The 22,324-nt window shown below is 36.4% G+C and carries 24 protein-coding genes; 13 read left to right on the top strand and 11 right to left on the bottom strand.

Annotated features, from left to right (window positions below):
* Positions 1 to 71: 71 nt before the first annotated feature.
* On the bottom strand, positions 72 to 950 hold the full coding sequence (locus WFK35_RS05555; RefSeq protein WP_336689999.1) for a cupin-like domain-containing protein: 879 nt from the start codon (positions 948 to 950) through the stop codon (positions 72 to 74).
* Between the two features lie 159 nt (positions 951 to 1,109).
* On the opposite strand from WFK35_RS05555, the gene kbl reads away from it, so the two are divergent.
* The 5 genes from kbl to gldG all read left to right on the top strand — a co-directional run bounded on the left by kbl (position 1,110) and on the right by gldG (position 5,975).
* Positions 1,110 to 2,306 (top strand): glycine C-acetyltransferase, encoded by a 1,197-nt coding sequence (gene kbl / locus WFK35_RS05550; protein ID WP_336731748.1) that lies wholly within the window; start codon positions 1,110 to 1,112, stop codon positions 2,304 to 2,306.
* A gap of 68 nt (positions 2,307 to 2,374) precedes the next feature.
* Positions 2,375 to 2,815 carry a hypothetical protein gene (locus WFK35_RS05545; RefSeq protein ID WP_336731747.1) on the top strand — a complete coding sequence of 147 codons (441 nt, stop codon included), beginning with the start codon at positions 2,375 to 2,377 and terminating at the stop codon, positions 2,813 to 2,815.
* 123 nt (positions 2,816 to 2,938) lie between these two features.
* Entirely contained in the window at positions 2,939 to 3,487 is a 549-nt protein-coding gene (locus WFK35_RS05540) for a CopD family protein (protein ID WP_336731746.1), read from the top strand.
* Between the two features lie 84 nt (positions 3,488 to 3,571).
* Positions 3,572 to 4,300, top strand: a complete 729-nt coding sequence (locus tag WFK35_RS05535; protein WP_087711056.1) for an ABC transporter permease — start codon at positions 3,572 to 3,574, stop codon at positions 4,298 to 4,300.
* A gap of 4 nt (positions 4,301 to 4,304) precedes the next feature.
* The gene (gene gldG, locus WFK35_RS05530) at positions 4,305 to 5,975 is read left to right on the top strand and encodes a gliding motility-associated ABC transporter substrate-binding protein GldG (RefSeq protein WP_336731754.1); all 1,671 of its coding nucleotides are present in this window, start codon (positions 4,305 to 4,307) and stop codon (positions 5,973 to 5,975) included.
* 36 nt (positions 5,976 to 6,011) lie between these two features.
* Here the strand turns inward: gldG and WFK35_RS05525 are convergent, their stop codons facing one another.
* From WFK35_RS05525 to WFK35_RS05485, 9 genes are all read right to left on the bottom strand, one after another.
* Positions 6,012 to 6,329 (bottom strand): type II toxin-antitoxin system RelE/ParE family toxin, encoded by a 318-nt coding sequence (locus WFK35_RS05525; protein WP_336731744.1) that lies wholly within the window; start codon positions 6,327 to 6,329, stop codon positions 6,012 to 6,014.
* 3 nt (positions 6,330 to 6,332) lie between these two features.
* Complete coding sequence (locus WFK35_RS05520; RefSeq protein WP_336731743.1) at positions 6,333 to 6,569, bottom strand: hypothetical protein; 237 nt, start codon at positions 6,567 to 6,569, stop codon at positions 6,333 to 6,335.
* A gap of 379 nt (positions 6,570 to 6,948) precedes the next feature.
* Entirely contained in the window at positions 6,949 to 7,824 is an 876-nt protein-coding gene (locus WFK35_RS05515) for an Abi-alpha family protein (protein WP_185206081.1), read from the bottom strand.
* 70 nt (positions 7,825 to 7,894) lie between these two features.
* Complete coding sequence (locus tag WFK35_RS05510) at positions 7,895 to 8,809, bottom strand: helix-turn-helix domain-containing protein (RefSeq protein WP_336731742.1); 915 nt, start codon at positions 8,807 to 8,809, stop codon at positions 7,895 to 7,897.
* 575 nt (positions 8,810 to 9,384) lie between these two features.
* Positions 9,385 to 10,224 (bottom strand): SDR family oxidoreductase, encoded by an 840-nt coding sequence (locus WFK35_RS05505; RefSeq protein WP_336731741.1) that lies wholly within the window; start codon positions 10,222 to 10,224, stop codon positions 9,385 to 9,387.
* A 102-nt stretch (positions 10,225 to 10,326) separates the two neighbouring features.
* The gene (locus tag WFK35_RS05500) at positions 10,327 to 10,632 is read right to left on the bottom strand and encodes a hypothetical protein (protein ID WP_336731740.1); all 306 of its coding nucleotides are present in this window, start codon (positions 10,630 to 10,632) and stop codon (positions 10,327 to 10,329) included.
* A 132-nt stretch (positions 10,633 to 10,764) separates the two neighbouring features.
* Positions 10,765 to 11,586 carry a DUF2314 domain-containing protein gene (locus tag WFK35_RS05495; RefSeq protein WP_336731739.1) on the bottom strand — a complete coding sequence of 274 codons (822 nt, stop codon included), beginning with the start codon at positions 11,584 to 11,586 and terminating at the stop codon, positions 10,765 to 10,767.
* Between the two features lie 506 nt (positions 11,587 to 12,092).
* The gene (locus tag WFK35_RS05490) at positions 12,093 to 12,407 is read right to left on the bottom strand and encodes a hypothetical protein (protein ID WP_250902120.1); all 315 of its coding nucleotides are present in this window, start codon (positions 12,405 to 12,407) and stop codon (positions 12,093 to 12,095) included.
* 32 nt (positions 12,408 to 12,439) lie between these two features.
* Complete coding sequence (locus WFK35_RS05485) at positions 12,440 to 12,868, bottom strand: DUF4268 domain-containing protein (RefSeq protein WP_076393214.1); 429 nt, start codon at positions 12,866 to 12,868, stop codon at positions 12,440 to 12,442.
* Between the two features lie 140 nt (positions 12,869 to 13,008).
* Between WFK35_RS05485 and WFK35_RS05480 the strand changes: the two genes are divergently transcribed.
* From WFK35_RS05480 to WFK35_RS05455, 6 genes are all read left to right on the top strand, one after another.
* Positions 13,009 to 13,416 carry an RrF2 family transcriptional regulator gene (locus WFK35_RS05480; RefSeq protein WP_076393217.1) on the top strand — a complete coding sequence of 136 codons (408 nt, stop codon included), beginning with the start codon at positions 13,009 to 13,011 and terminating at the stop codon, positions 13,414 to 13,416.
* An 88-nt stretch (positions 13,417 to 13,504) separates the two neighbouring features.
* Positions 13,505 to 14,197: a phosphoadenylyl-sulfate reductase gene (locus tag WFK35_RS05475; protein ID WP_336731736.1), complete on the top strand. Its 693-nt coding sequence runs from the start codon at positions 13,505 to 13,507 to the stop codon at positions 14,195 to 14,197.
* Between the two features lie 16 nt (positions 14,198 to 14,213).
* Positions 14,214 to 15,122 carry a sulfate adenylyltransferase subunit CysD gene (gene cysD / locus WFK35_RS05470; protein ID WP_336731735.1) on the top strand — a complete coding sequence of 303 codons (909 nt, stop codon included), beginning with the start codon at positions 14,214 to 14,216 and terminating at the stop codon, positions 15,120 to 15,122.
* A 133-nt stretch (positions 15,123 to 15,255) separates the two neighbouring features.
* Positions 15,256 to 16,497: a sulfate adenylyltransferase subunit 1 gene (locus tag WFK35_RS05465; RefSeq protein ID WP_336731734.1), complete on the top strand. Its 1,242-nt coding sequence runs from the start codon at positions 15,256 to 15,258 to the stop codon at positions 16,495 to 16,497.
* 121 nt (positions 16,498 to 16,618) lie between these two features.
* Positions 16,619 to 17,503 (top strand): sulfite exporter TauE/SafE family protein, encoded by an 885-nt coding sequence (locus WFK35_RS05460; protein WP_336731733.1) that lies wholly within the window; start codon positions 16,619 to 16,621, stop codon positions 17,501 to 17,503.
* Positions 17,504 to 17,595: 92 nt separating this feature from the next.
* Positions 17,596 to 17,886, top strand: a complete 291-nt coding sequence (locus tag WFK35_RS05455) for a putative quinol monooxygenase (RefSeq protein ID WP_087711034.1) — start codon at positions 17,596 to 17,598, stop codon at positions 17,884 to 17,886.
* A gap of 158 nt (positions 17,887 to 18,044) precedes the next feature.
* On the opposite strand, the gene WFK35_RS05450 is transcribed toward WFK35_RS05455, so the two are convergent.
* Positions 18,045 to 18,845 (bottom strand): T9SS type A sorting domain-containing protein, encoded by an 801-nt coding sequence (locus WFK35_RS05450; protein ID WP_336718709.1) that lies wholly within the window; start codon positions 18,843 to 18,845, stop codon positions 18,045 to 18,047.
* A 96-nt stretch (positions 18,846 to 18,941) separates the two neighbouring features.
* Between WFK35_RS05450 and WFK35_RS05445 the strand changes: the two genes are divergently transcribed.
* Both WFK35_RS05445 and WFK35_RS05440 read left to right on the top strand, forming a co-directional pair.
* Positions 18,942 to 21,059, top strand: a complete 2,118-nt coding sequence (locus WFK35_RS05445; protein ID WP_336731732.1) for a TonB-dependent receptor plug domain-containing protein — start codon at positions 18,942 to 18,944, stop codon at positions 21,057 to 21,059.
* 14 nt (positions 21,060 to 21,073) lie between these two features.
* The gene (locus WFK35_RS05440) at positions 21,074 to 22,162 is read left to right on the top strand and encodes an HmuY family protein (RefSeq protein ID WP_336731730.1); all 1,089 of its coding nucleotides are present in this window, start codon (positions 21,074 to 21,076) and stop codon (positions 22,160 to 22,162) included.
* Positions 22,163 to 22,324 lie beyond the last annotated feature (162 nt).

Here is a 22,324-nt window from a genome sequence, read left to right as displayed (position 1 = left end):
TATAAAGATCTTTCTGAGGAAAATATTAAATAAAGTAGTTCCATAGTAATATATTTAAGGTTAATAATTCACTAAATCTGAAAGTTTTTTTGTTTTTTAATCGCGCGATTGGCTTTTCTTATGGCCTTTCTAACTTTAAAATCGAACCACTTTTCTTTGAATAAATTGCGCATCGCATTATCAAAATTCCGGATCAGCACTAAGTTTTTGAAAACCCGCCATTTTTCCAGCCAGCTTGAAGGCAGAGCCCTTACAGAAACAGAATATCCTTCCGTTTCATACTGAATGTAATGCCACCATCCGGAAGGAATGTAAAGCGTTTCACCGGGTTTTATAACAGCTTCATAACCGTTTATGTATTTCAGTCCCGGAAATTCTTTGAAATCTGGCTCTTTAATATTGGTGATGGAATGAAAGTTATAAGGCAGTTTATACAGCAGATCCGACTGTTCCCACGGAAAAAGCCAGATTCGTTTAATGCCTTGAAACTGAGTAATGAAAACATGGGACATATCAATATCCACATGATTTCGTGTAACCGAACCTTCACCTCCGAAAAACATAAAAGGAAGCCATTTTATAATTTTTCCTTTTGTAACATCGTTGTAAATAATATCATTTTTTAATTCAGGTTTAATGTTTAATAAATTGAATAAAAAAAGACGATGTTCGGTAGGAGAGGAAGTTATAAGATCCAGATATTCTGAAAAAGTGCTTTGTCCGATTGGTTTACTGGCGATTCTGTCCAGAGATTCAATTTCACTTCCATAGATATTCACTTTATGTTCTCCGGCAATTTCTTTAAAATAGTCATAATTCCAATTTTTAAAAGCAGGACTTTCCGGAGCCGCAAAATCCTTTAAGACTACTGGCTTTGCAGGCTTTAGATAGGTTTTGATAAAATCCTCTGATGATATATTTTCAATTTTTTGTACTGGTGATAATCGCATTTTCTGATTTTATTCTGCAAATATAGCAATTAGTCTACCAAAATTATAGACTAATAGTTAAAGTAGTATGATTTTCTGCAGACATTTGGAATAAAAAAGAGAAATCCTGTTACTTTACCGCGATTTTATTAAATTAGCGCATCCTAAAAATTATTAGAAATGATCTCTAAAAAGTATCTTGAAAATTTACAGAACGAACTTCAGAATATTGAAAACGACGGACTTTACAAAAGAGAAAGAATCATCACTTCTCAGCAAAGTGCGGAAATAGAAGCGAACGGAAAAAAGCTGCTGAACTTCTGTGCCAACAATTATCTGGGATTATCCAATCATCCTGAAGTGATGAAAGCTTCTCAGGACATGATAGAATCTCACGGTTACGGAATGTCTTCGGTTCGTTTTATCTGCGGAACTCAGGATATCCATAAACAACTGGAGCAGAAAATTGCAGACTTTTTAGGTCTTGAAGATACCATTTTGTATGCTGCCTGTTTTGATGCGAATGGAGGAGTTTTTGAACCTTTATTTACGGAAGAGGATGCAATTATTTCAGACGAACTGAATCACGCTTCCATTATTGATGGTGTTCGTTTGTGTAAAGCAGCGAGATACCGTTACAAAAACAACAATATGGAAGATCTGGAAACTCAGTTAATTGCAGCTTCCGAAAAAAATCACCGTTTTAAAATCATCGTTACAGACGGCGTTTTCTCCATGGACGGAATTGTTGCGGATCTGAAAGGAGTTTGTGATCTTGCCGACAAATATGACGCTCTGGTAATGGTGGACGATTCTCATGCAACAGGTTTCATTGGGAAAACAGGTCGCGGAACGCACGAAGCTAACGAAGTGATGGGGAGAGTAGACATCATTACTTCTACGCTTGGAAAAGCTTTGGGCGGTGCTTTAGGCGGATTTACTTCCGGTAAAAAAGAGATCATTGATATGCTGAGACAGCGTTCAAGACCGTATTTATTTTCAAATTCTTTGGCTCCGGGAATCGTGGGAGCAGCTTTGAAGGTTTTGGACATGATTTCTGAAGATACTTCTCTTCGCGATAAAGTAATGGAAAATGCAGAATATTTCAGAGCGGAAATGAAATCTAAAGGTTTCGATATTCCGGATGGTGATGCTGCCATTGTTCCTGTAATGCTTTATGATGCGCCTTTGGCTCAGAAAATGGCTGAAAAGTTAATGGACGAAGGAATCTACGTAATCGGGTTCTTCTATCCGGTGGTTCCGAAAGGAAAAGCGAGAATCAGAGTTCAGCTTTCTGCGGCACATACGAGAGAACATCTGAATAAAGCAATTGCTGCTTTTGAAAAAGTTGGAAAAGAATTAGGCATAATTTCTTAAAAATAAAATACCTCTACAATTGTAGAATAAAAACAGAATTTCTATATTTACGGAAATTCTGTTTTTTTATGCAAAAAATATCCCTCATTTTACTGATTGTTTTATTATTGGCTTCCTGCAACACCAAGATGAATCAGTACATCAAAGATGAAAAGAATATAAGTAAACGACACGGTAAATGGAAGGAAGAATATTCTTCGGATGAAGGAACATTGATTGCCGTCGGAAAATATAAAAACGGTGAAAAAGCCGGGATCTGGAAAACCACATTGAATAATCAGCTTTTTCAGAAAGATAAAATAAAAAAGAACATTACAAAGACCAAAATATACTATCAGAACGGGAAGCTGATGCAAAGCGGACAGTCTAAAATGGATGTCTCTAAAAATGAACGCCACTGGTATTACTTCGGAGACTGGAAATTTTACAACGAAAAAGGAAATCTCCAATACATAAAGAAGTACGAAGATGGTAAAAAAGTAGACAGTATTTCATTCGAAAAACACTAAGCCTGAAAATCCCTCAACTTTTTAATATAAAATAATGAACATAACAGAATAAAAGCAAGATTTATTCTGTTTTCTAGTAAATATTTTTGTCATTAACATTATATTTGCCATTAATTTTTCAGAATGCTTTACACCATAATAAAAGCGCTTCATATTATCTTCATGGTAAGCTATTTTGCGGGAATTTTTTATCTCGTAAGAATTTTTGTGTACTATAAAGATACCGATGAATTTGCGGAAGGAAAGAAGAAAATCCTCAGAGAACAATATACATTTATGGCCCGAAGGCTCTGGAACATCATCACCGTTCCTGCCGGAGTAATCATGACGGTTTGCGGACTGACGATGATTTTTCTGAATCTCGGATTGATGAAAATGCCATGGTTTCATTTAAAACTTACCTTCCTGATCGGTTTAGCGGTTTACCATTACTGGTGCTGGAAAAAAGTTTTAAAACTGAAAGAACTCAACGGAAATACTTTAGAAACCGCCAATATAAAATTGAGACAGGCAAATGAAATCGCTACTTTCATTTTGTTCCTTGTCGTTTTCACTGTGATTTTAAAAGCTCAGGTTATTGAATACTGGTGGCAATTAATCGCCGGATTTTTCGTTCTGGTATTTTTAATCATGATGACGGTGAAATTGGTAAATAAGAATAAGAAAAAGTGAGATAATGGTGAATTGTGAATGGTAAGTTGTGAATTTCCCAACGCCTAATTCCTGACACCTATTACCTAAACCCTAAATAAAACTATGATTGCAATTTTAAAAAAAGAACTTTGGAGCTACTTCGGAAACTGGAGCGCGTGGGTAATCATCGCGGCTTTCAGTCTGATCGCGACGCTGTTTCTGTTTTTTTTCGACAACGACTCCAACATTTTTGAGATCGGAATGGCTTCACTGCAAAGTTATTTCGTTCTGGTTCCTTGGTTACTGATGTTTATTATTCCCGCACTTTCCATGAAAACTTTTGCGGAAGAGCAGCAGACCGGAACCTTAAACTGGCTGTTTTCCCAACCGCTGAAAGTTTCAGATCTGGTATTCGGTAAGTTTCTTTCGGTTTGGATCGTTGGAATTTTATGCCTGATTCCATCGTTAATTTACCTTTACACAGTGTATGTTTTGGGCGTTCCTGCCGGAAATGTAGATCTGGGAATGACGTTCGGAAGCTACATCGGCTTAATTATTTTAATTGCAGCATTTTCCGGAGTGGGAATTTTGGCGTCTTCGCTTTCCCAAAACCAGATTATGGCTTATCTGTTGGGCGTTTTCATGTGTTTCATCATGTATTTCGGGATCGAGCAACTGGCAAGTTATAAATTGTTGGGAGGCGCAGATTTTATTTTGCAGAATGTCGGTTTTTACCAGCATTTCTTAGGCTTTACAAGAGGTCTTATCGATTTTAAGGATGTAGCTTATTTTGCTTTAATCATCGGTGTTACATTAGTTTTGTCCAATCATTTCATTAATAAAAAGAAGTAGAATGATGAAGAAGATACAGTTCAAATCTCCGCTAGGAATTTTACTTTTCGTGGTGTTGCCATTGGTTATTATTTTAGCTATTTCAGGAATAAGATTGGATTTAACCAAAGAAAAAAGATATACGCTTTCCGATAATACCGTTAAGGTTCTGGAATCGGTAAATAAACCTTTGGTAGTCGATGTTTATCTGGAAGGAGACTTTCCGGCAAGTTTCAAGCAGCTTCAGAGCGAAACGAAATTTATGCTGGAAGAATTCAGAAAAATTAATCCGAAGATCGATTTTAAATTCATTGATCCTATCAAAACCAAAATGTCTAAAGATACTCTGATGGCGATGGGAATGCAGCCCTCCATGCTTCCGGACATCAAAGACGGCAAAGTTTCTCAGATCATGCTCTTTCCTTATGCGGTTGTGAAATACGACAAAAGGGGAGTTTCCATTCCTTTGGTGGTTCAGCAGACGGGAATTGATGCCGATCAGCAGCTCACGAAATCTATTGAAAATTTAGAATACAATCTGGTTTCAAACATTAAAAATATTGCGGTGCACAAAAGAAAGAAAATCGGGATTCTGGTAAATCAGGATGAGCTGAATCCAAGAGAATTTCAGGGATTCATGCAACTGGCAACGGAAAGTTATGATGCAGGTCCTATTATTCCTAAAAATCAGACCGAACTTACCATCGCAGATATTCCGACCTTAAAGCAAATGAACGCTTTGGTGATCGCAAAACCAAGAAAAGCTTTCACAGACGGTGAAAAAGTAATTCTTGACCAATACATCATGAACGGCGGAAAAACGTTGTGGATGATTGATGCCGTAAATGCGGAAATGGATACATTGATGAGGTCTCAAAAAGTGATGCCTTTTCCTGTAGACATCAATATGACGGACTTTTTCTTCAATTATGGAATCAGGATCAATCCGGCTTTGGTAAAAGATGTGAAGAAATTTGCGCTGCTGAGATTGGTAACGGGAGAAGTGAGCGGAAACCCGCAGTACACCAGTCTTCCGTGGCCGTATTTTCCTTTGGGAATCGCAGAAAACAACAATCCGATCACGAAAAACATCAATCCTGTAAAGTTTGAATTCCCGACTTCCATCGATACACTGGGCGGAAGAAAAAATATCAAAACGAACGTTCTTTTTGAATCCAGTGAAAGAACTTTATTAAAGCAGGTTCCGAATTATGTGGATCTGAAAGAAATTTCCAGCGTCGACAGTCTCGGACAGATGGAAAAACCAAGCACACCAAAGATTTATGCAGTATCTTTAGAAGGAAAATTCAATTCTGCATATGCTTCCAGAATCGAAAGAAAATCCTACCCGAATTTCAAAAGTTCGAGCCCTGAAAATAAAATGATCGTGATCGCCGACGGAGACGTAGGAAGAAATAAAGTTCTGAAAGGCGAACCGCTTCCTTTAGGCGTAGATTTGCTCACCAACGAACAGTTTGGAAACGAACAGTTCCTGAGAAATGCATTAGACTATCTTCTGGACGACAGCAATCTTATGGATCTCAGAAACCGAAACATCGAAGAAAGGCTTCTTGACCGACAGAGAATTACGGAAGAGAAAAACAATTGGCAATGGTTTAATTTGCTGCTTCCTTTAGTGATTATTGGTATTTTGGGAGGTTTGTTCTTCTGGCTGAGAAAGAAGAGGTTTGGATAAATGATATAGAAAAAGAGAAGTTTTTGCTTCTCTTTTTTATTTTATATTCCGTTTTTCATTAATCATGGTAGTTGGATTTTGCCTTGCATCAAAAACATCATGTATAATGATATATTCGTGATCCAGTTTGTAAATGATTTTATAATTACCGCTTAGAATATATCTGTGTTGTTGATTTAGCTTTTCCAGATGAAGTTCAAGCTGACCGGATTGTGGATTTTGAATTAATTGTTTTGTCGATTTAAAGATTTGCTTTCGAATTTTATGAGCTACATTTTTGTTGGCTTTGGAAGCATAATAGTCGAAAATGATTTTTAAATTTTCAATAGCAAATTCAGTCCAGATTATTTTCATCTTCTACCATTTAGCTGACTGATTTTCTAAATCTTCTTGAGTTTTGAATCTTCCGTTTTTAAAATCTTCTTCAGACTTTTCAATACGGTTTATTAAAGTTTCAATACTAAAAGGGAACTCAGAACGATCTTCTTTTTCCAGCTTCGATAAAATATATTCTTCAATTTTGTCAAAAAAATTTTCATCCTGTAACTGAGCAAGATAAGTGATAAGATTTAATTTTCTGGTTTGAAGATCCATAACTGATGTATTTGAATCAAAATTACAAATTAAATTTTAATATTGAATTTTTATAATTGACAACTGGCAATGGTTTAATTTGTTGTTTCTTTTAGCCATTATCGGTATTTTGGGAGATTTGTTCTTCTGGCTGAGAAAGAAGAAGTTTGGATAAATGATATAAAAAAGAGAAGTTTTGGCTTCTCTTTTTATAGTTATTTTTTACTACTAATAATTCGTTTATTAATTTAGAGACGATTTTACATATTTTTTCAATTTCATCATTAATCAAGATATTTTAAAGAAGAGCAATTTATTCCTCGTTTTAAATTATTATAAATTCCTGATAAGATTTATTTTTGAGTTTGAATGTAAATGTTATTTTTACAAAAATGAATTATTATAAATCTATGATTGTTTTCTTCTTACATGCATCCATAAATAAATCACCTAACTCGGTGATAAAATAAAATTCGCCATCATTTTCAATATTAATTTCTAAATTATCAAGGGTTAAATAATCACTATTGGGGTCATTTCTAATTTCAGCACCATTTGTATAAACATAATGCTGGGGAAGATTTTTTACAAGTCCTAATCTAATTAAATTTGCCATCTCAAACTCTTCTAAATCATTTTCATTTATATATTCAGGTTTAAATAATTCTATTTGGATATTTGTTTCTCTCTCATCCAAGTCTTTGAGTTCCTTTTGTAATTTCCAGAATTTTCTCAATTCCTTATAATCATCAGTTTTATTAGCCAGATTTTTAATTTCTAATTCTAGATTTTTCTTTTTTTCATCTTTTGTTTCTAAAAAAAGATTTAATTCTTGTTCCAATCTCAACCTTCTTTCACTTCTAAGAAATACAGTTTTTTCTAATATTAAAAATTCAGGTTTTGAAATTTGACTAAGTAAGAAAGGGAAAACATGATTTTCTATATTCTGTTCTGAATCTACCATATTAGTTAATAAAATAGCCCATTTGTTTTGTAGAAATTCATCATCTTCTAAGGAAGCATTTTCCAATAGGGGACAAAGTAATTTAAGCGAGATAGCTTTGGGATGAATATTATTTTCAATGCAAATATTTCGGGCTTTGTTAAGTATTTTTATTTGATTCTTAAATCTCCAACTTGTTATTTGTTCTTTAAAAAATAATCCTGTTTCTTCAACAGTTGGTGTTATTAGCTTTTCAAGAAAATTTTTTGCTAAATCAATACCTTTTTCTAAAGCAGTAGATGATATGTCTACTTTGAAATTATTTTCACTCATATTCGTTTTTAAGTATATGTATTTAACTCAAATTTACAATATTTAAACTACAGAAGATAATAATTCGTACTCAATTAAACAACCTCCTAAACTCCCCCGGAGACTGATTCGTCTTCTGCTTAAATAACTTACTGAACGACTGCGGATGTTCAAAACCCAGTTCATACGCAATTTCACTTACCGATAAATTGGTTGTGCTCAGACGTTCTTTGGCAAGAGCAATCAGCTTATTCTGTATGTGTTGCTGCGTGTTCTGCTGCGTATGGATTCGCAGTAAACTTCCCAGATAATTGGGTGAAATATTCAGTTGTTCGGCGATAGTTTTTACTGAAGGAATACCTTGTTTTAGAAGATTTCCGCTGTTGAAATACTGCGAAAGAACTTCCTCAAATTTATCCAGCAATTCGTGACTTGATTTTTTTCTGGTCAAAAATTGTCTTTCGTAAAAACGTTCAGAATAGATTAAAAATAATTCAAGTTGCGCTACAATAAGCTCCTGCGTGAATTTATCAATATTTGTCTGGTATTCCTTTTCAATATTTTTAAACAGATCCACAATAATTTTTTCTTCCTTATCCGATAAAAAAAGAGCCTCGTTGATCTTATAACTGAAGAATTCGTAGGATTTCATCTTTTTGATGAGCGAGGTTCCCCAAAGAAAATCAGGATGAATCAGCAAAAGATATCCGGTCGGTTCAAACTCAACATCTGGCTTCATCTCAATTCTTAGAAACTGCATCGGCGAAACAAAACACAACACGCCAGAATCAAAGTCATATTCCTGCTGACCGTAATTGAATTTCGCATTGACGTTCCTTTTCAGTCCCACCGAATAGAAATTCTGCGTCCATTTCAGTTCCGTATCATTTACAGGATAGCGGACTTTGCTGTAATCAATTAAGCTGATCAGCGGATGATCCAGACTCGGCAGATTACAGAAAGCATGAAAATCGGAGATCGAATGAAAACGGAAGGTCTCTTTCATATTAACGAAGTTAATTGTTTTTAGTGATTTTTTTAAATAAATGTTCTTTTGTTGCGACATAAGAGCCTGTAGCGTTAAGAAAATTAAAACGTAATCCGTTAAAAAATTTCCACTGTCTGAGCGCGGGTATAATCCAGAACCTAAGAACAAATTTTGATTCGCGCGAGTTTTGGGAATTTTAGGATTACGTTTTAATTTTTAGCATTCAGGATCTAAGTCTTGAATTTTTGGTTCTTTTGTTTCAAGACAAAAGAAATCAATCAATCCTAAATTGCTGTAGAATTTGCTAAACGTTCATACTTTTACATTACCTGAGATATAAATCAAAAATGTCTATATCAGGTCTATATCAGATGGCTTTTCCGACATAAGAGCCTGAAGCGTTAAGAAAATTAAAACGTAATCCGTAAAAAAATTTCCACTGTCTGAGCGCGGGTATAATCCATAACCGAAGAACAAATTTTGATTCGCGCGAGTTTTGGAAATTTTAGGATTACGTTTTAATTTTTAGCATTCAGGATCTAAGTCTTGAATTTTTGGTTCTTTTGTTTCAAGACAAAAGAAGTAAATCAATTCTAAATTGCTGTAGAATTTGCTAAAGTCTCCCATTTCCTTGCATCACCTGTAATTACCTCCATTTTATTGGTAAGAAATTCCATAGTTCCTACGCCTAAAAGGAAATGAACCGGCGGATTTTGCTCTTTGCTCAATTGAATCAGAACATCTGCTGCTTTTACAGGATCATTCGGCTGATTTCCGTTGATTTCATCAAGATGTGCCTGTTCCGAACTTCTTGCCGCTTCATAAGCCTGAATAGGATTTGCCGGAGTTTTCACCGAATCTTTAGCTAAAAAATCCGTACGGAAATATCCCGGATAAACTACTGTTGCATGAACTCCGAAATCTTTCGCTTCTTCTGCCAAAGCTTCTGTAAATCCTGCTACTGCAAATTTAGTAGAGCAGTAAATTCCCCAACCCGGAAAATTCCCTGCAAAACCTCCGATAGAAGAAATATTGAAAATATTTCCCGATTTCTGCTCACGAAGATAAGGCATTGCATTTCTGATGACGTTTAAAGTTCCGAAAACATTCACTGCATAATTTTCTCTTGCTTCCTCATCGCTAAGCTCTTCCAAGGTTCCGATCTGTCCGTATCCTGCATTATTAACCACAACATTGATCTGTCCGAAATGCGCTGTGGTTTTTGCAATGGCAGATTTTACATCATTATTGTCCGTAATATTTACACTTAAGGGCAGAAAGTTTTCCGATGCCTCTCCAAAAGCCGAGATCAGAGAATCAACAGTACGGCTTGTTGCTGCCACCTGAAATCCTTCGGATAATAATTTTTTAACGAGTTCAAATCCTAAACCTTTTGAAGCTCCCGTTACGAACCATACTTTTTTTGTTTCCATTTTTAAATATTTTATTGTTGTTAAATGATGGTACAAAGATGGAAAGTTGTGCAGTAGGAAATGTAGCCGAATCAGGAAAGAATGTATTCAGATCGTGGATGTTTATTTCATAGCATCACAGGCGAGATAAAATACAGCTTTATTTAAAACATCATGTTCCTTATCTTTGAAAATAATGATAAAGTAAATTGGTGTATTTCTGTTTTCGTAGAAGTAAACCAGATTGTAGTTGTACTTTTTCTTGTCGCAGATTCCCAAAGGAAACTGATAAATGTTTTTTGAACATCCGATCGTTTTGCCGGCTTTTGGGTAAAAGGAAATCTTCTCAACAATTTGATCAATGTAGTCTGAAGAATATTTTCCCGCTGTTTTTTCTTTGAAAAAATTACTGAAGATTACAGTCTGCATGATGGCTTTTACTTTTCCCCAATATATTGATTTGAAATAAAAAATAGAAATCCGAAAGCATCCCTTCACATTGTGTCACGACAAAAAAGAGAAACCTTTCAGTCTCTCTTTCAGTATAATAATTAAAATAAATCAATCTTCCAAAACAGGAATAATATGTTCCCAGTTAAGTTGTCGGGCAAAGTCTAAAGCTGTTTTTCCCGACTTTGTCTTTAAATTTTTATCGCCTCCTGCTGCAAGAATCACTTCCACAGAACTTAGATTTCCAGCAATTGTTTCCGCATGAAGCATAGAGTAGCCGTTAATATCCTGACCTGTAATCTCATCCGGATTTTCGCTGACGAATTTTACCAGTTCTTCTTTCATGTTTCTGCTCATCGGATGCTCCACAAGATTTTCAGGATGCTCTTTCTGTTCATAAACAATTTCAATATCATTAAAATCTCCGAAATCCATTTGCCACGCATTATCGTGTGCTTTTCTTTCCGCCGGAGACATATCCGAACGCATTTTCTGGATCGTAAATCCGCCATAAGCTTTTGGAGGAAGAGGCTCTGAAGAAGATGAAAACAGTTTTGAAAGTCCTTTCGTTTTTTTTGCACGTTGCGGCATGGCAAAAAGCCAGTCGCTGATTTCGTTTACAGGAATTTCCACATAATCTCCGACTTCAACATTGGTGAGTTTATTCGGTTGGTTGATGAGGTAGCCTTTGATAAGATCGCCATCGAAATTGATGTCATTGATCCACATATGTTCTACAATAGGTGAGTCTGAAGAAGGATCTTCCTGAGAAAAAGCCACTTTCACGCATGAAACACTCAGTGCCGGAATAATTCTTCTGTATTCCCAAGATTGTTCTCTCCAGAAATATTTAAAAGTTTCCTGCGCTTTTTTATAAGCTTTAGACATTTCAGGATCTGCTGCGTCTGCGAAAAATATTTTATTTTCTGACATTTTGTTTTAATTATTAGTTTTTATTTTGCTGAAAATTTATTCTGTTATTTTTATTTTGACCAAAATACAGAAAAATATAAGAACAGAAGGTTGAATTTTACATAAAAATCTGTTTAAACTTTTTATTTAACCGCAAAAGCCGCAAAAGATGAACTAAACGTCTATTTAAAGTTGTGATTATAAATAAGAAGATCACAATAGTTTTTAAAAATCTTTGATTTTTATTCTTTTAAGCGCTTTGATTATTCTTGAAATTCGCTTTATCATTATCTTTTGCATCTTTTGCGGTTAATTCTGAAATTAGTTTAATCACAAGTTTAAAAATATTTAAGCGGCTTACGATCCTGATTTGAATTAAAAATTCACGATTCACCTTGACACAAAACTAGCCTTTGAAATCTATTTTCAAGCTTCGAACAGCAAATTTCATTTGCCTTTGCCTTCTCAAAATTGTATTGGTAAAAATAATATTTGCGTTTAAAAAAAATCCAAATTGAGAAAAGTCCTTAAATTTTTCTTTTGTTACCGCATTTCGGGCAGAATGTAGCAGTTTCCGTTCGGTAAGGTTTTCCGCAGTTTTCACAGTCAGGACCATACATATCAATGAAATGATGCATGATGGCATTAGGATTTGTTTCTTCAAAACCGGTTAAATTATTGTAATAATCCAGCAGTTTTTTGAAATTTTCATTTAAAGGCTTTTTTCTGGTTGTTTTAAATTCCTGAAATCCTTCAGCTAATAATTTCGAAGCGATTTTTCCCTCTTCTTCATCAAGCATGGGAACATCCATTCTGCACCTCCAGCAATATCTTATTTTCATGATATGTTTTTTTATCCTTTAAGAACTATTCACTAAACATCCTTTATAAAATCCTCATATTCATAATAAAACCGCTCGAAGCCATCCATTTTTTCAACAAAAAATTCAAAAGCTTCCCTCCATGTATTTTTATTGAAAACAGAAATGCCGTGCTTTTCAACCCAGATTCGGCTGATAACTTTTCCGTTTTCCAGCGTATAAAATTCTTCCTTGTGAAAATCGCCGATAAAATCCTTCAGAATGTCTTCCAGTGACCATATTTTGTTGTAGTACGCATCTCTGAAAACTTCATCCTTCATTTCGATATCCAGAGAAACTTCCGCTTTTTTCTTATCCGCATAAAATTTAAACGACATATCCTTGATTTTGGTATCATACAAAATCCATTTTCTTGGAAAAGACTTTCCGAAAGCCGTCCAAAACTCTTTCTTTAACTGCTGTGCTTCCTGTTTACTGAACATAACGCAAATTTAGGGATTTTGCATGGAAGAAGGAAGTACGAAGAAGGAAGTAATACGGTCTCTGAAAACTCCCAGCTTCCATCTTCTAACTTCCAGCTTCCCTATTACATATATCAAACAATTTTCTTATTTTTGTAGTAATGCTGTCTAAAAAATCTCAATACGCTTTCAAGGCACTGTCATATCTTGTAGAAAAGAGAAATGACGGACCGATTCTTATTTCCGAAATTGCCGAACACAAGAAAATTCCTTTAAAGTTTCTGGAAAATATCCTGCTTGAGCTTAAAAAAGCGGACATTCTCGATAGCAAAAAAGGAAAAGGAGGGGGCTATTTCTTCAAAGAAAATCCGGAAAATGTAAAGCTGGCGAAAATCATTCGTCTCGTGAACGGACCCATTGCTCTGCTTCCCTGCGTAAGTTTAAATTTTTACGAAAAATGCGACGACTGCAGTGAAGATCATTGCGGTCTGCACGACGTTCTGATTGAAGTTCGCGACGCTTCGCTGAATATTCTGGAGAAGAGAACGTTAATGGATTTGGTGGATTAATCAGATCCTTTTTTTAAAATAATTAGTCTACTTTTTTGGTAGGATAATTATTTTATCTGATATTTGCATTACTTCAAATGAACAAAATATGATTTCAAAAGAAGATGCAGAGTTACTCAAACAGCTTTCCGCAGAAGAGGGACTGAAATTTATTTCTTCAAAAATTTCTGAAGGGGTTGTTTTTTCCACCTCACTCGGTCAGGAAGATCAGGTAATTACAGATATGATTTTCAAAAATCATCTGTCGGTAAAAGTGTTCACGCTTGATACAGGAAGACTTTTTTACGAGCATTACGAGTTGCTTTCCCAAAATAATTCCCGATACAAAACCAAAACCGAAGTCTATTTTCCGGAAAGTTCAGACGTGGAAAAATATGTGAATGAAAAAGGAATCAACGCATTTTATCATTCTATAGAAAACAGAAAAGAATGCTGTTTTATCCGTAAGGTTAAACCTTTAAACCGTGCGTTGGAAAATGCAAAAGTCTGGATTACAGGATTGCGCTCCGAACAGTCTGAAAACAGAGAAAATATGCCGGTTATAGAATGGGACGAAGATCGTAAACTATACAAATACAATCCCTTAATTCACTGGAATTACCAGAATGTTTTAGATTATCTGAAAGAAAATAAAGTTCAGGAATTGTCTTTACACAAAAAAGGATTCATCAGTGTCGGTTGTCAACCCTGTACAAGAGCAATCGAAGAAGGAGAAAATCCGCGCGCCGGACGATGGTGGTGGGAAAGTTCACAGAAAGAGTGCGGTCTGCATTCTCATTAATTCAAAAAAATAAAAAATGACGACACATACGTTAGATTATCTGGAGCAGTTGGAAGCAGAAAGTATCTACATTATGAGGGAAATTGCCGCTCAGTTTGAAAAACCTGCGCTGCTTTTCAGTGGCGGAAAAGATTCTATCACTTTGGTTCATCTGGCAAAAAAAGCTTTTGCTCCGATGAAAATTCCTTTTCCGTTGGTTCATATCGATACAGGACATAACTTTCCTGAAGCATTGCAGTTCAGAGATTATTTAGCAGAAAATATCGGCGCGGAACTGATTGTAAGAAAGGTAGAAGATACCATTAAAGCTAAAAATTTAACCGAGCCGAAAGGAAAATTTGCTTCCAGAAACTGGCTGCAAACCCACACTTTATTAGATACGATTGAAGAATTCGGATTCGATGCATGCATTGGCGGAGCGAGAAGAGATGAAGAAAAAGCAAGAGCCAAAGAACGTTTTTTCTCTGTGCGTGATGAATTCGGACAATGGGATCCGAAGCTGCAGCGTCCCGAATTGTGGAAAATCTACAACGGAAGAATCAACAAAGGTGAAAATGTAAGAGTTTTCCCGATTTCGAACTGGACGGAACTTGATGTCTGGAATTATATTAAAAAAGAAAATATCCAGTTGCCATCCATTTACTTCGCACATGAGCGTGAGGTGATTGAGTATGACGGACAGTTAATTGCAGTATCGGATTTTATTCAGATTGATGAAAATGATACAATTGTTAATAAAAAAGTCCGTTACAGAACCGTCGGAGACATGACCTGTACTGCCGCAGTAGAAAGCGCTGCCGAAACTTTAGATGAGGTTGTGAATGAAATCACCGCATCCAGAATTTCCGAGCGCGGCGAAACCCGAATCGACGATAAAGTGACGGAAGCCGCGATGGAAGACCGGAAGAAAGGAGGTTATTTTTAGGCTGGAAGATAGAAGTTGGAAGCTTGATGTTGGAAGATGGAAGTTTTAGTAGTAAGCCTTTAATCTTAGTCTTAACCTCAACCTTAACCTCACTCTCAACCTCACTCAATTACTCATCATTAATAAAACAAACGTGGACATATTAAGATTTATAACGGCAGGAAGCGTAGACGACGGGAAAAGTACCCTGATCGGAAGACTTCTTTACGACAGTAAAAATATATTGATCGATCAGCTTGAAGCACTCGAAAAACAGTCAAAAAATAAAAACGAAAACGGAGTAGACCTTGCTATTTTAACGGATGGTTTAAGAGCAGAAAGAGAGCAGGGAATTACCATCGATGTTGCGTACCGCTATTTTTCGACGCCGAAAAGAAAATTTATTATTGCGGATGCACCGGGACATATTCAGTATACAAGAAATATGATTACGGGAGCTTCTAATTCGCAACTGATTGTTATTCTGATTGATGCAAGACAGGGCGTGATTGAACAAACAAGAAGACACTCCATTATTGCGTCTTTATTGAAGATGAAAAATGTGGTGGTCGCCATCAATAAAATGGATCTCGTTGAGTATTCTGAAGAAGTTTTTAAGGATATAAAAGCTCAGTATGAATTGGTTGCAGAAAAACTAGGGTTAAAAAATGTAAATTATTTCCCGATTTCGGCATTTCATGGCGACAATATTGTTGAAAGATCAGAAAATATGACTTGGTATGAAGGTTCTACGCTGTTAGATTTCCTCGAAACAGTTGAAATCAATTCAGATCAAAACTTTCAGAGTCCGAGGTTTCAGGTTCAGTATGTCATTCGCCCGCAAACGGAGGAACTTCACGATTACAGAGGATACGCAGGAGAAGTTCTTTCGGGAATTTACAAAAAAGGTGACGAAATTACCGTGCTTCCTCAGAATATTCAGACCAAAATTTCAAAAATAGAAACAGGGGGGGAAGAAGTGGAATTTGTTTTTGCCAATCAGCCCGCTGTTCTGCATGTTGAAGATGATATTGATATCAGCAGAGGCGATTTTTTAGTAAAAACTGAAAGCCTTCCGAAAGTTGAAAACGAAATTGAAGCCGTTGTCTGCTGGCTGGATAAAAAGGAATTAAACGCAGGAAATAAATATTTCATTCAGCACAAAAGCAAACTTTTAAAAGCGATTATCAAAGAAATCGAATACAAAATCGACGTTAATACTTTAGAAAAAACGCCGGTTTCTGAAAGCATAAAATTAAACGAAGTCGTAAAAGTCCGTTTAAAAACAGCTTCACCCCTGGTTTTCGACAGCTTTGAAGAAAGCAATGCAACAGGCAACGCTATATTGATCGACGAGACAGGCAATTCAACGGTGGGAGCCGTAATGATTTTGTAAATTAAACAAACATAATCTGAGTCATTTAGGAAAGATTTAAAAAGGTAAGCTGATTTAAAGTGAATTTTCTTAACTGCATAAATATTTCAGTAATGGTTTAAAACGATAGAAAACAGAAAAAATGGTTATTTCAAGAAAAGTTCAGTTCAGGTTAAATGTATTTTTTGTGACGATCGCACTTCTGTCGGTTGTTGCCTTTACCATGTATGAACTGGGCTATTTGGATGAACTGTTCACTGTTTTAGCCAAAGACAATTACATTTTCTACTGGATGATGTTGGTGGGAGTTTTGGCAGAAATCGTTGCAGGATCGATGGGAATGGGATACGGCGTAATTTGTACGACCACGCTTTTGTTTCTCGGAATTCCGCCTCATGCGGTGAGTGCGAGTATTCATTCTGCGGAAAGCTTTACAACGGCAGCCGGAAGCATCAGTCATATCAGACTGAAAAACGTAAGCAAAAGTCTGGTGAAAAGACTCGCCATTCCTGCGGTTTTCGGAGCAATTATCGGGGCGGTTTCACTCACATATCTCGGAGAATATTATTCAAAAATTACCAAAACAATTATTTCCTTCTACACATTATATCTCGGAATTCAGATTTTATCCAATGCTTTTAAAAATAAGCAGGACAAAAAATTAAAACGGAAAACAAATTTAACGCGTTTGGGAGTGATCGGAGGTTTTATCGATTCCTTTGCCGGAGGAGGATGGGGACCGTTGGTAACGGGAACTTTAATTAAAAATTCCTTTACGCCGAGATTTGCAGTGGGAAGTTCTACGGTGGCAAAATTTATTTTAACCTTAACGGCAGCCATTACTTTTATTTTCACATTGGGAATTCAGCACTGGAATATCATTCTCGGTCTTCTGATCGGAGGAATTTTTACTGCTCCTTTTTCTGCGATGTTAACGGCAAAACTTCCCGTGAAAAGTATGTTTATCATCATCGGAACTCTGGTGATCGTGATGAGCTCAATTACCATTTACAAATCTGTTTTTTAGTGATAAAATCTGTTAAATGTGGAAAAATAAAAGCATGAAATATATTTTCGGTTTTGAAAATATTCTACATTTACACCACTAAAAAAATAACAATGAACATAAACGTAGTTGCGCTTTTCAGATTTAATGAGAATTATCTGATGGAAGCAGTTGAACTTTTCCAGATTCTGGTAAGAGAAACCAGAAAAGAAGAGGGATGTCTGCAGTATGACCTTATTGAAGACAAAGATAACAAAGGAACTTTTTTCATGGTGGAATTGTGGGAAAGTGAAGAACACCTGAACCGCCACAACGGGCAGGATCATTTGCTGAATTTCAGAAGAGACGTTTCTAAAATGCTGGAAAGTTCTACTCAGGTATTTAAAGGATTTAAAACTCTGTAAACTGTAAGAAGAAAGTTAGTCACTTAAAAATAACTTTACTCTTCCTGAGGGAAGCATAAACTAAAAGGCTGTTCACTATTGCGGACAGCCTTTTATTAGAAAAAATAGAAAGTATTATCAATAAAGCTCCTGTGAACTTTTGTGATCCTGTGAAAAGTTTATTTTTTAATGAATTTTGATTTTACGATTTCTCCTTCCGCCGTTTCAATCAAAATATAATAAACTCCGGTTTGAAGCGTACTGATGTCAAACGATCTTCCGGATAATTTTCCTTCGGCTGTTTTCTGACCTCCCGCTGAATAGATCTGAATTTTTTTCGGTTCTTTTTTAGCAACAAACTGCAATGCGGTATTGTCGGAATTTACTGCAAACTGTACACTTTCCTTTGATTTTGCCTGATCTGAAACTGCAAGTATCGAACTTACCGCGTAAGAAATATCATCCAACTGAATCGCGGTATGATTTAGACTTCCCACAATCTTAAATGCGATGTACTGCTTATTGGATGCAGGAATCGGTACGGAATACTGCGTATCTGTTGAAGTAAGCGTAATCGTATTTCCAATCTTTGTAAAACTTGCCATATCTGCTGTTGTAACGCCGTCCACAAATCCAACTTCAATAGTTCCTGTACTTCCCGCGGAAGATCCTGCTGTAAGAGAAGACTTGAACGTAAGTATCTGACTTCCATTGGGTGCCACAATTTGCGGAGCAATAGCATAACCCGGTGTATTCGTTGTGAAAAAGCTGTAATACTGGATATGTTTGTCCGCAGCATTCGAATTGTCAACATATACCCACGGTCCGGAACCACTTTGTACACGGTTCCAGTTATTTTGCGGCCATGCTGCGCCTGTTCCTGCCGTGAAAGATTCAAAATTCTCATTAATCGCTGTTACCTGTGCATTTCCCGAAATCGCTGTAAGCAGTAAACCTCCAATAAGTAGTCCTAGTTTCATAACATTATTTTTATTTAGAATTATTCTACAAAATTATATAATTATTTTTAATTGTTCTAAATAAAATATTATATTTGTCAAAAATTTTTTGATCCTATGAAGAAGAAATTGCTTTCTGTTCTTGCTTTAACGATGATTTTGTGGATGAACGCGCAGAAAAAAGATTCTGTAAAGCTGGAAAAAATTGAAGAGGTTGTCCTTACCGGACAGTATACTCAGCAATCCATTAATAAATCAATTTACAAAGTGGAGGTTATTGATGCGCAGCAGATCAAAAATATGGCAGCAACCAATGTAGCAGATGTTTTAAACCAATGCTTAAACATTCTGATTACTTCAGACCGCAATTCAGGAAATTCAACGGCGAGTTTACTGGGACTGGGTGGAGAATATACCAAGATCCTGATTGACAATATTCCTGTGGTGGGAGATGTGGGACTGGGAAACAATATAGATCTCACCAAACTCAATATCAATAATGTAGAAGGTATAGAAGTGGTAAGAGGTTCAATGGGAGTGGATTACGGAAGCAATGCCGTTGCCGGAGTCATCAATATCATTACCAAAAAAAGCACTCAGAAAAAATTAACGTTAAATGCTTCGGTTCAGGAAGAAACCGTAGGAAAAGAATACAACTGGTATAAAAAAGGAGAGGGAAGACATATCCAAACCCTGAATGCAGGATATAACTTAAATGAAAACTGGTACATCGGAGCCAATATCAATCATAACGATTTTCAGGGATTCAAAGGGACGCAGGAAGGATATAAATATTTTGAACAGGATGGAAAAAGAGGATATCTTTGGCAGCCGAAAGATGTGCTGAATATCGACGGAGTGATCCGATACAGTAAAAATAAAACGTCCGTTTTCTATAAATTCGGCTTCGTCAATGAACAACTCAATTTCTACAGCCCGATTGTTTCAGAGCTTTATTTAGGAGAAGGCAACAGAACCTATACTTCTGCCGACAGAGATTATCTCACGACAAGATACGTCAATCAGTTAAATGTTCAGACCAAATTAGGCAGCATCAATTATACCGGCGATTTTTCATATCAGACTCAGGACAGAAAATACAGAGATTTTACCTATGACATTCCGAACAGGAAAGTAATGGGAACGAAAGAAGCATATCAGTCCTATAACAAAGCAGATGTCATTTATTCACGAGGCGTTTTCAGCAATTTTCTTGATGATAAAAAAATAGATTTCCAGTTGGGTTATGAACTCGATCATACCAAAGGATACGCAGGTTTTATTGCAGGAGATTTTGCAGGAAATAATGTAGACCGAAAAATTTTCAATTACGCCAATTTTATTTCTGCAGAATGGAATCCCACAGAATGGCTTTCATTAAGACCCGGTTACCGTTTGGCGCTGAGTGATAAATTTGATACACAGCACAATTATTCTTTAACGGTAAGAGGAAAAATAGATGATTCCAGTAATATCCGACTCGTTGCAGGAAGCGCGAACCGGTTTCCGAATTTTGATGAACTGTATACCTATTTTGTCGACAGCAACCACGATATCAGAGGAAATGAAGATTTAAAACCGGAAGAAGGAATCACGATCTCTTTAAATGGAGACAAAAAATTCACCACCAATTCAGGATGGAATGTTCAGGTAGGAGCGAGCGCAACGTACATGGATCTCAAAAACAGAATAGAAGTTCTGCAGATCAATCAGAGTCCGTTGCAGTACAAATACATCAACATCAACAAATTCAGATCATTACTCTTTGAAGCCAATTTTAAACTTCAGAAAAACCAGTTCAGCCTTGCAGCCAATGCCTCTTATTATGGCATCGGAAAAGAACTCTTTTCGGGAACTCTGGTTTCTCCAGATGATTTCTTTTATACATTCGAAGGAAAACTGGCTGCAAACTATACCCTCCCAAAAACCGGAACCAATGTTTCGTTGTTTTACAGGTACGTCGGGAAACTTCAGATGTTTGTCTTAGACAGTCAGGATATTGCCCATCCTTTTTATTATGTGGGAGAGCGTGGTAACTTTAACATGATGGATTTCGTGGTAAGTCAGCCGTTTTTCAAAAATCATTTTGAACTCAGTGCAGGAATCAAGAACATTTTTGATGTTTCATCCGTAAGAGACACCACCGTTGCCGGAACCGCACACGGAACCACCGATCCGAACTCGAACCTTTTCTACGGCAGAAGCTACTTCACCAGACTAACCTACAACTTTTAAGAATAATCATTGAAATGAAAAAAATACTGCTTTACCTCTTCATCGGGACATCATTCATTACCCAGTCCTGTATTAATGATAATGAAGATCCGGTTGCCATATCAAAAATTGAAGGTTCCATCGTGAATCCTACCGTTGGCGGACCTACACAGCCCAATCAGGTCTGGTTTGATCTGGGAACAGATTCTGAAGTGCTGACCAAAAGAACCGATTGGGATCTCGCTTTGTATTCAGGAAGCAATTTTAAAGTCATTCTTAATTCTTCTCTGATGATGGCAGCAGGAAAAATCCCGAATGCTACAAACATCGATTTGGTCACAGAAGCTGAGGTTTCCGGTTTGCAGGATCTTGTACAGGTTGCGAATTTTAACCCTTCCAACACCATTTATATTGATGATGTGAAAGGAAACTTTCCTTCAGGCTATACCGCGATTGAAGAAATTAAACCCAATGAATCTGAAAATGCAGTATACCTTCTGAACATGGGAAAAGGAATTTACACAGGAAATGTTCCTGCGGGAAGCGTTACCACAGCCGGAGAAAGCAGAGGATGGATGAAAATTCAGGTTTCAAGAACTTCAAACGGAGGATATAAAATAAAATACGCCCCAATAAACTCAACCTCTCACAAGGAATTAACCATCAATAAAAACTCCGCGTACAACTATAATTTCGTTAGTCTGAAAAATGAAAAAGAACTCTTCATTCAGCCTGAAAAAAAGAAATGGGATCTTTGCTTTTCGGTCTTTACCAATACCATTACAGGAGCAGGAAGTTATGTGTATGCAGACTTTATCACCATCAATAATGTAGGTGGAGCAGGAGCTTATGAAGTAAAAGCTTCAGGAACCACAACCGGGGTTGAAGCCTACAATAATTTTAAAGTTTCGGATATTGATCAGTCGAAATTCATTTACAACGATCAGCGTGTTATCGGAGGAAACTGGCGGGAAGTCGGACCTTCCGGATATCAGGTGAAAGGAGATGTATTTTATGTCATCAAAGATCCGGACGGATATTACTTTAAGCTGAGATTCACCAGACTTACGAGCAGCAGCGGCGAAAGAGGCTATCCGCAGTTCGAATACAAACCCTTGTTCTAAAAACTTTAAATCAAATTAAAAGATATCATGAAAAAATTCATTCTTGCCGCATCTGTATTAATGGCAGTCTATTCCTGCAAAAAAGAAGGAGCTGCTACTGAAAATAAAACAGAACAATGCTCTGAAGCTCCCAAATCTGCTCATAAAATCGTAACGCTGAAT

Origin of the sequence: Chryseobacterium sp. VD8, from assembly GCF_037149975.1 — a bacterium.
Taxonomy (GTDB): domain Bacteria; phylum Bacteroidota; class Bacteroidia; order Flavobacteriales; family Weeksellaceae; genus Chryseobacterium; species Chryseobacterium indicum.
The sequence above is the reverse complement of the archived record's forward strand: the minus strand, read 5'-3'. Positions and strand labels throughout refer to the sequence as shown.

Bases quoted from the DNA above. Each gene is read 5' to 3' on its own strand.
- WFK35_RS05475 (WP_336731736.1), top strand. From the start codon at position 13,505: ATGATTTCAAAAGAAGATGCAGAGTTACTCAAACAGCTTTCCGCAGAA.
- WFK35_RS05480 (WP_076393217.1), top strand. From the start codon at position 13,009: ATGCTGTCTAAAAAATCTCAATACGCTTTCAAGGCACTGTCATATCTT.
- WFK35_RS05510 (WP_336731742.1), bottom strand. From the start codon at position 8,809: ATGAAAGAGACCTTCCGTTTTCATTCGATCTCCGATTTTCATGCTTTC.
- WFK35_RS05455 (WP_087711034.1), top strand. From the start codon at position 17,596: ATGAACATAAACGTAGTTGCGCTTTTCAGATTTAATGAGAATTATCTG.
- kbl (WP_336731748.1), top strand. From the start codon at position 1,110: ATGATCTCTAAAAAGTATCTTGAAAATTTACAGAACGAACTTCAGAAT.
- gldG (WP_336731754.1), top strand. From the start codon at position 4,305: ATGAAGAAGATACAGTTCAAATCTCCGCTAGGAATTTTACTTTTCGTG.
- WFK35_RS05450 (WP_336718709.1), bottom strand. From the start codon at position 18,845: ATGAAACTAGGACTACTTATTGGAGGTTTACTGCTTACAGCGATTTCG.
- WFK35_RS05500 (WP_336731740.1), bottom strand. From the start codon at position 10,632: ATGCAGACTGTAATCTTCAGTAATTTTTTCAAAGAAAAAACAGCGGGA.
- WFK35_RS05520 (WP_336731743.1), bottom strand. From the start codon at position 6,569: ATGGATCTTCAAACCAGAAAATTAAATCTTATCACTTATCTTGCTCAG.
- WFK35_RS05545 (WP_336731747.1), top strand. From the start codon at position 2,375: ATGCAAAAAATATCCCTCATTTTACTGATTGTTTTATTATTGGCTTCC.
- WFK35_RS05535 (WP_087711056.1), top strand. From the start codon at position 3,572: ATGATTGCAATTTTAAAAAAAGAACTTTGGAGCTACTTCGGAAACTGG.
- WFK35_RS05540 (WP_336731746.1), top strand. From the start codon at position 2,939: ATGCTTTACACCATAATAAAAGCGCTTCATATTATCTTCATGGTAAGC.
- WFK35_RS05440 (WP_336731730.1), top strand. From the start codon at position 21,074: ATGAAAAAAATACTGCTTTACCTCTTCATCGGGACATCATTCATTACC.
- WFK35_RS05460 (WP_336731733.1), top strand. From the start codon at position 16,619: ATGGTTATTTCAAGAAAAGTTCAGTTCAGGTTAAATGTATTTTTTGTG.
- WFK35_RS05490 (WP_250902120.1), bottom strand. From the start codon at position 12,407: ATGAAAATAAGATATTGCTGGAGGTGCAGAATGGATGTTCCCATGCTT.
- WFK35_RS05495 (WP_336731739.1), bottom strand. From the start codon at position 11,586: ATGTCAGAAAATAAAATATTTTTCGCAGACGCAGCAGATCCTGAAATG.
- cysD (WP_336731735.1), top strand. From the start codon at position 14,214: ATGACGACACATACGTTAGATTATCTGGAGCAGTTGGAAGCAGAAAGT.
- WFK35_RS05485 (WP_076393214.1), bottom strand. From the start codon at position 12,868: ATGTTCAGTAAACAGGAAGCACAGCAGTTAAAGAAAGAGTTTTGGACG.
- WFK35_RS05525 (WP_336731744.1), bottom strand. From the start codon at position 6,329: ATGAAAATAATCTGGACTGAATTTGCTATTGAAAATTTAAAAATCATT.
- WFK35_RS05515 (WP_185206081.1), bottom strand. From the start codon at position 7,824: ATGAGTGAAAATAATTTCAAAGTAGACATATCATCTACTGCTTTAGAA.
- WFK35_RS05555 (WP_336689999.1), bottom strand. From the start codon at position 950: ATGCGATTATCACCAGTACAAAAAATTGAAAATATATCATCAGAGGAT.
- WFK35_RS05445 (WP_336731732.1), top strand. From the start codon at position 18,942: ATGAAGAAGAAATTGCTTTCTGTTCTTGCTTTAACGATGATTTTGTGG.
- WFK35_RS05505 (WP_336731741.1), bottom strand. From the start codon at position 10,224: ATGGAAACAAAAAAAGTATGGTTCGTAACGGGAGCTTCAAAAGGTTTA.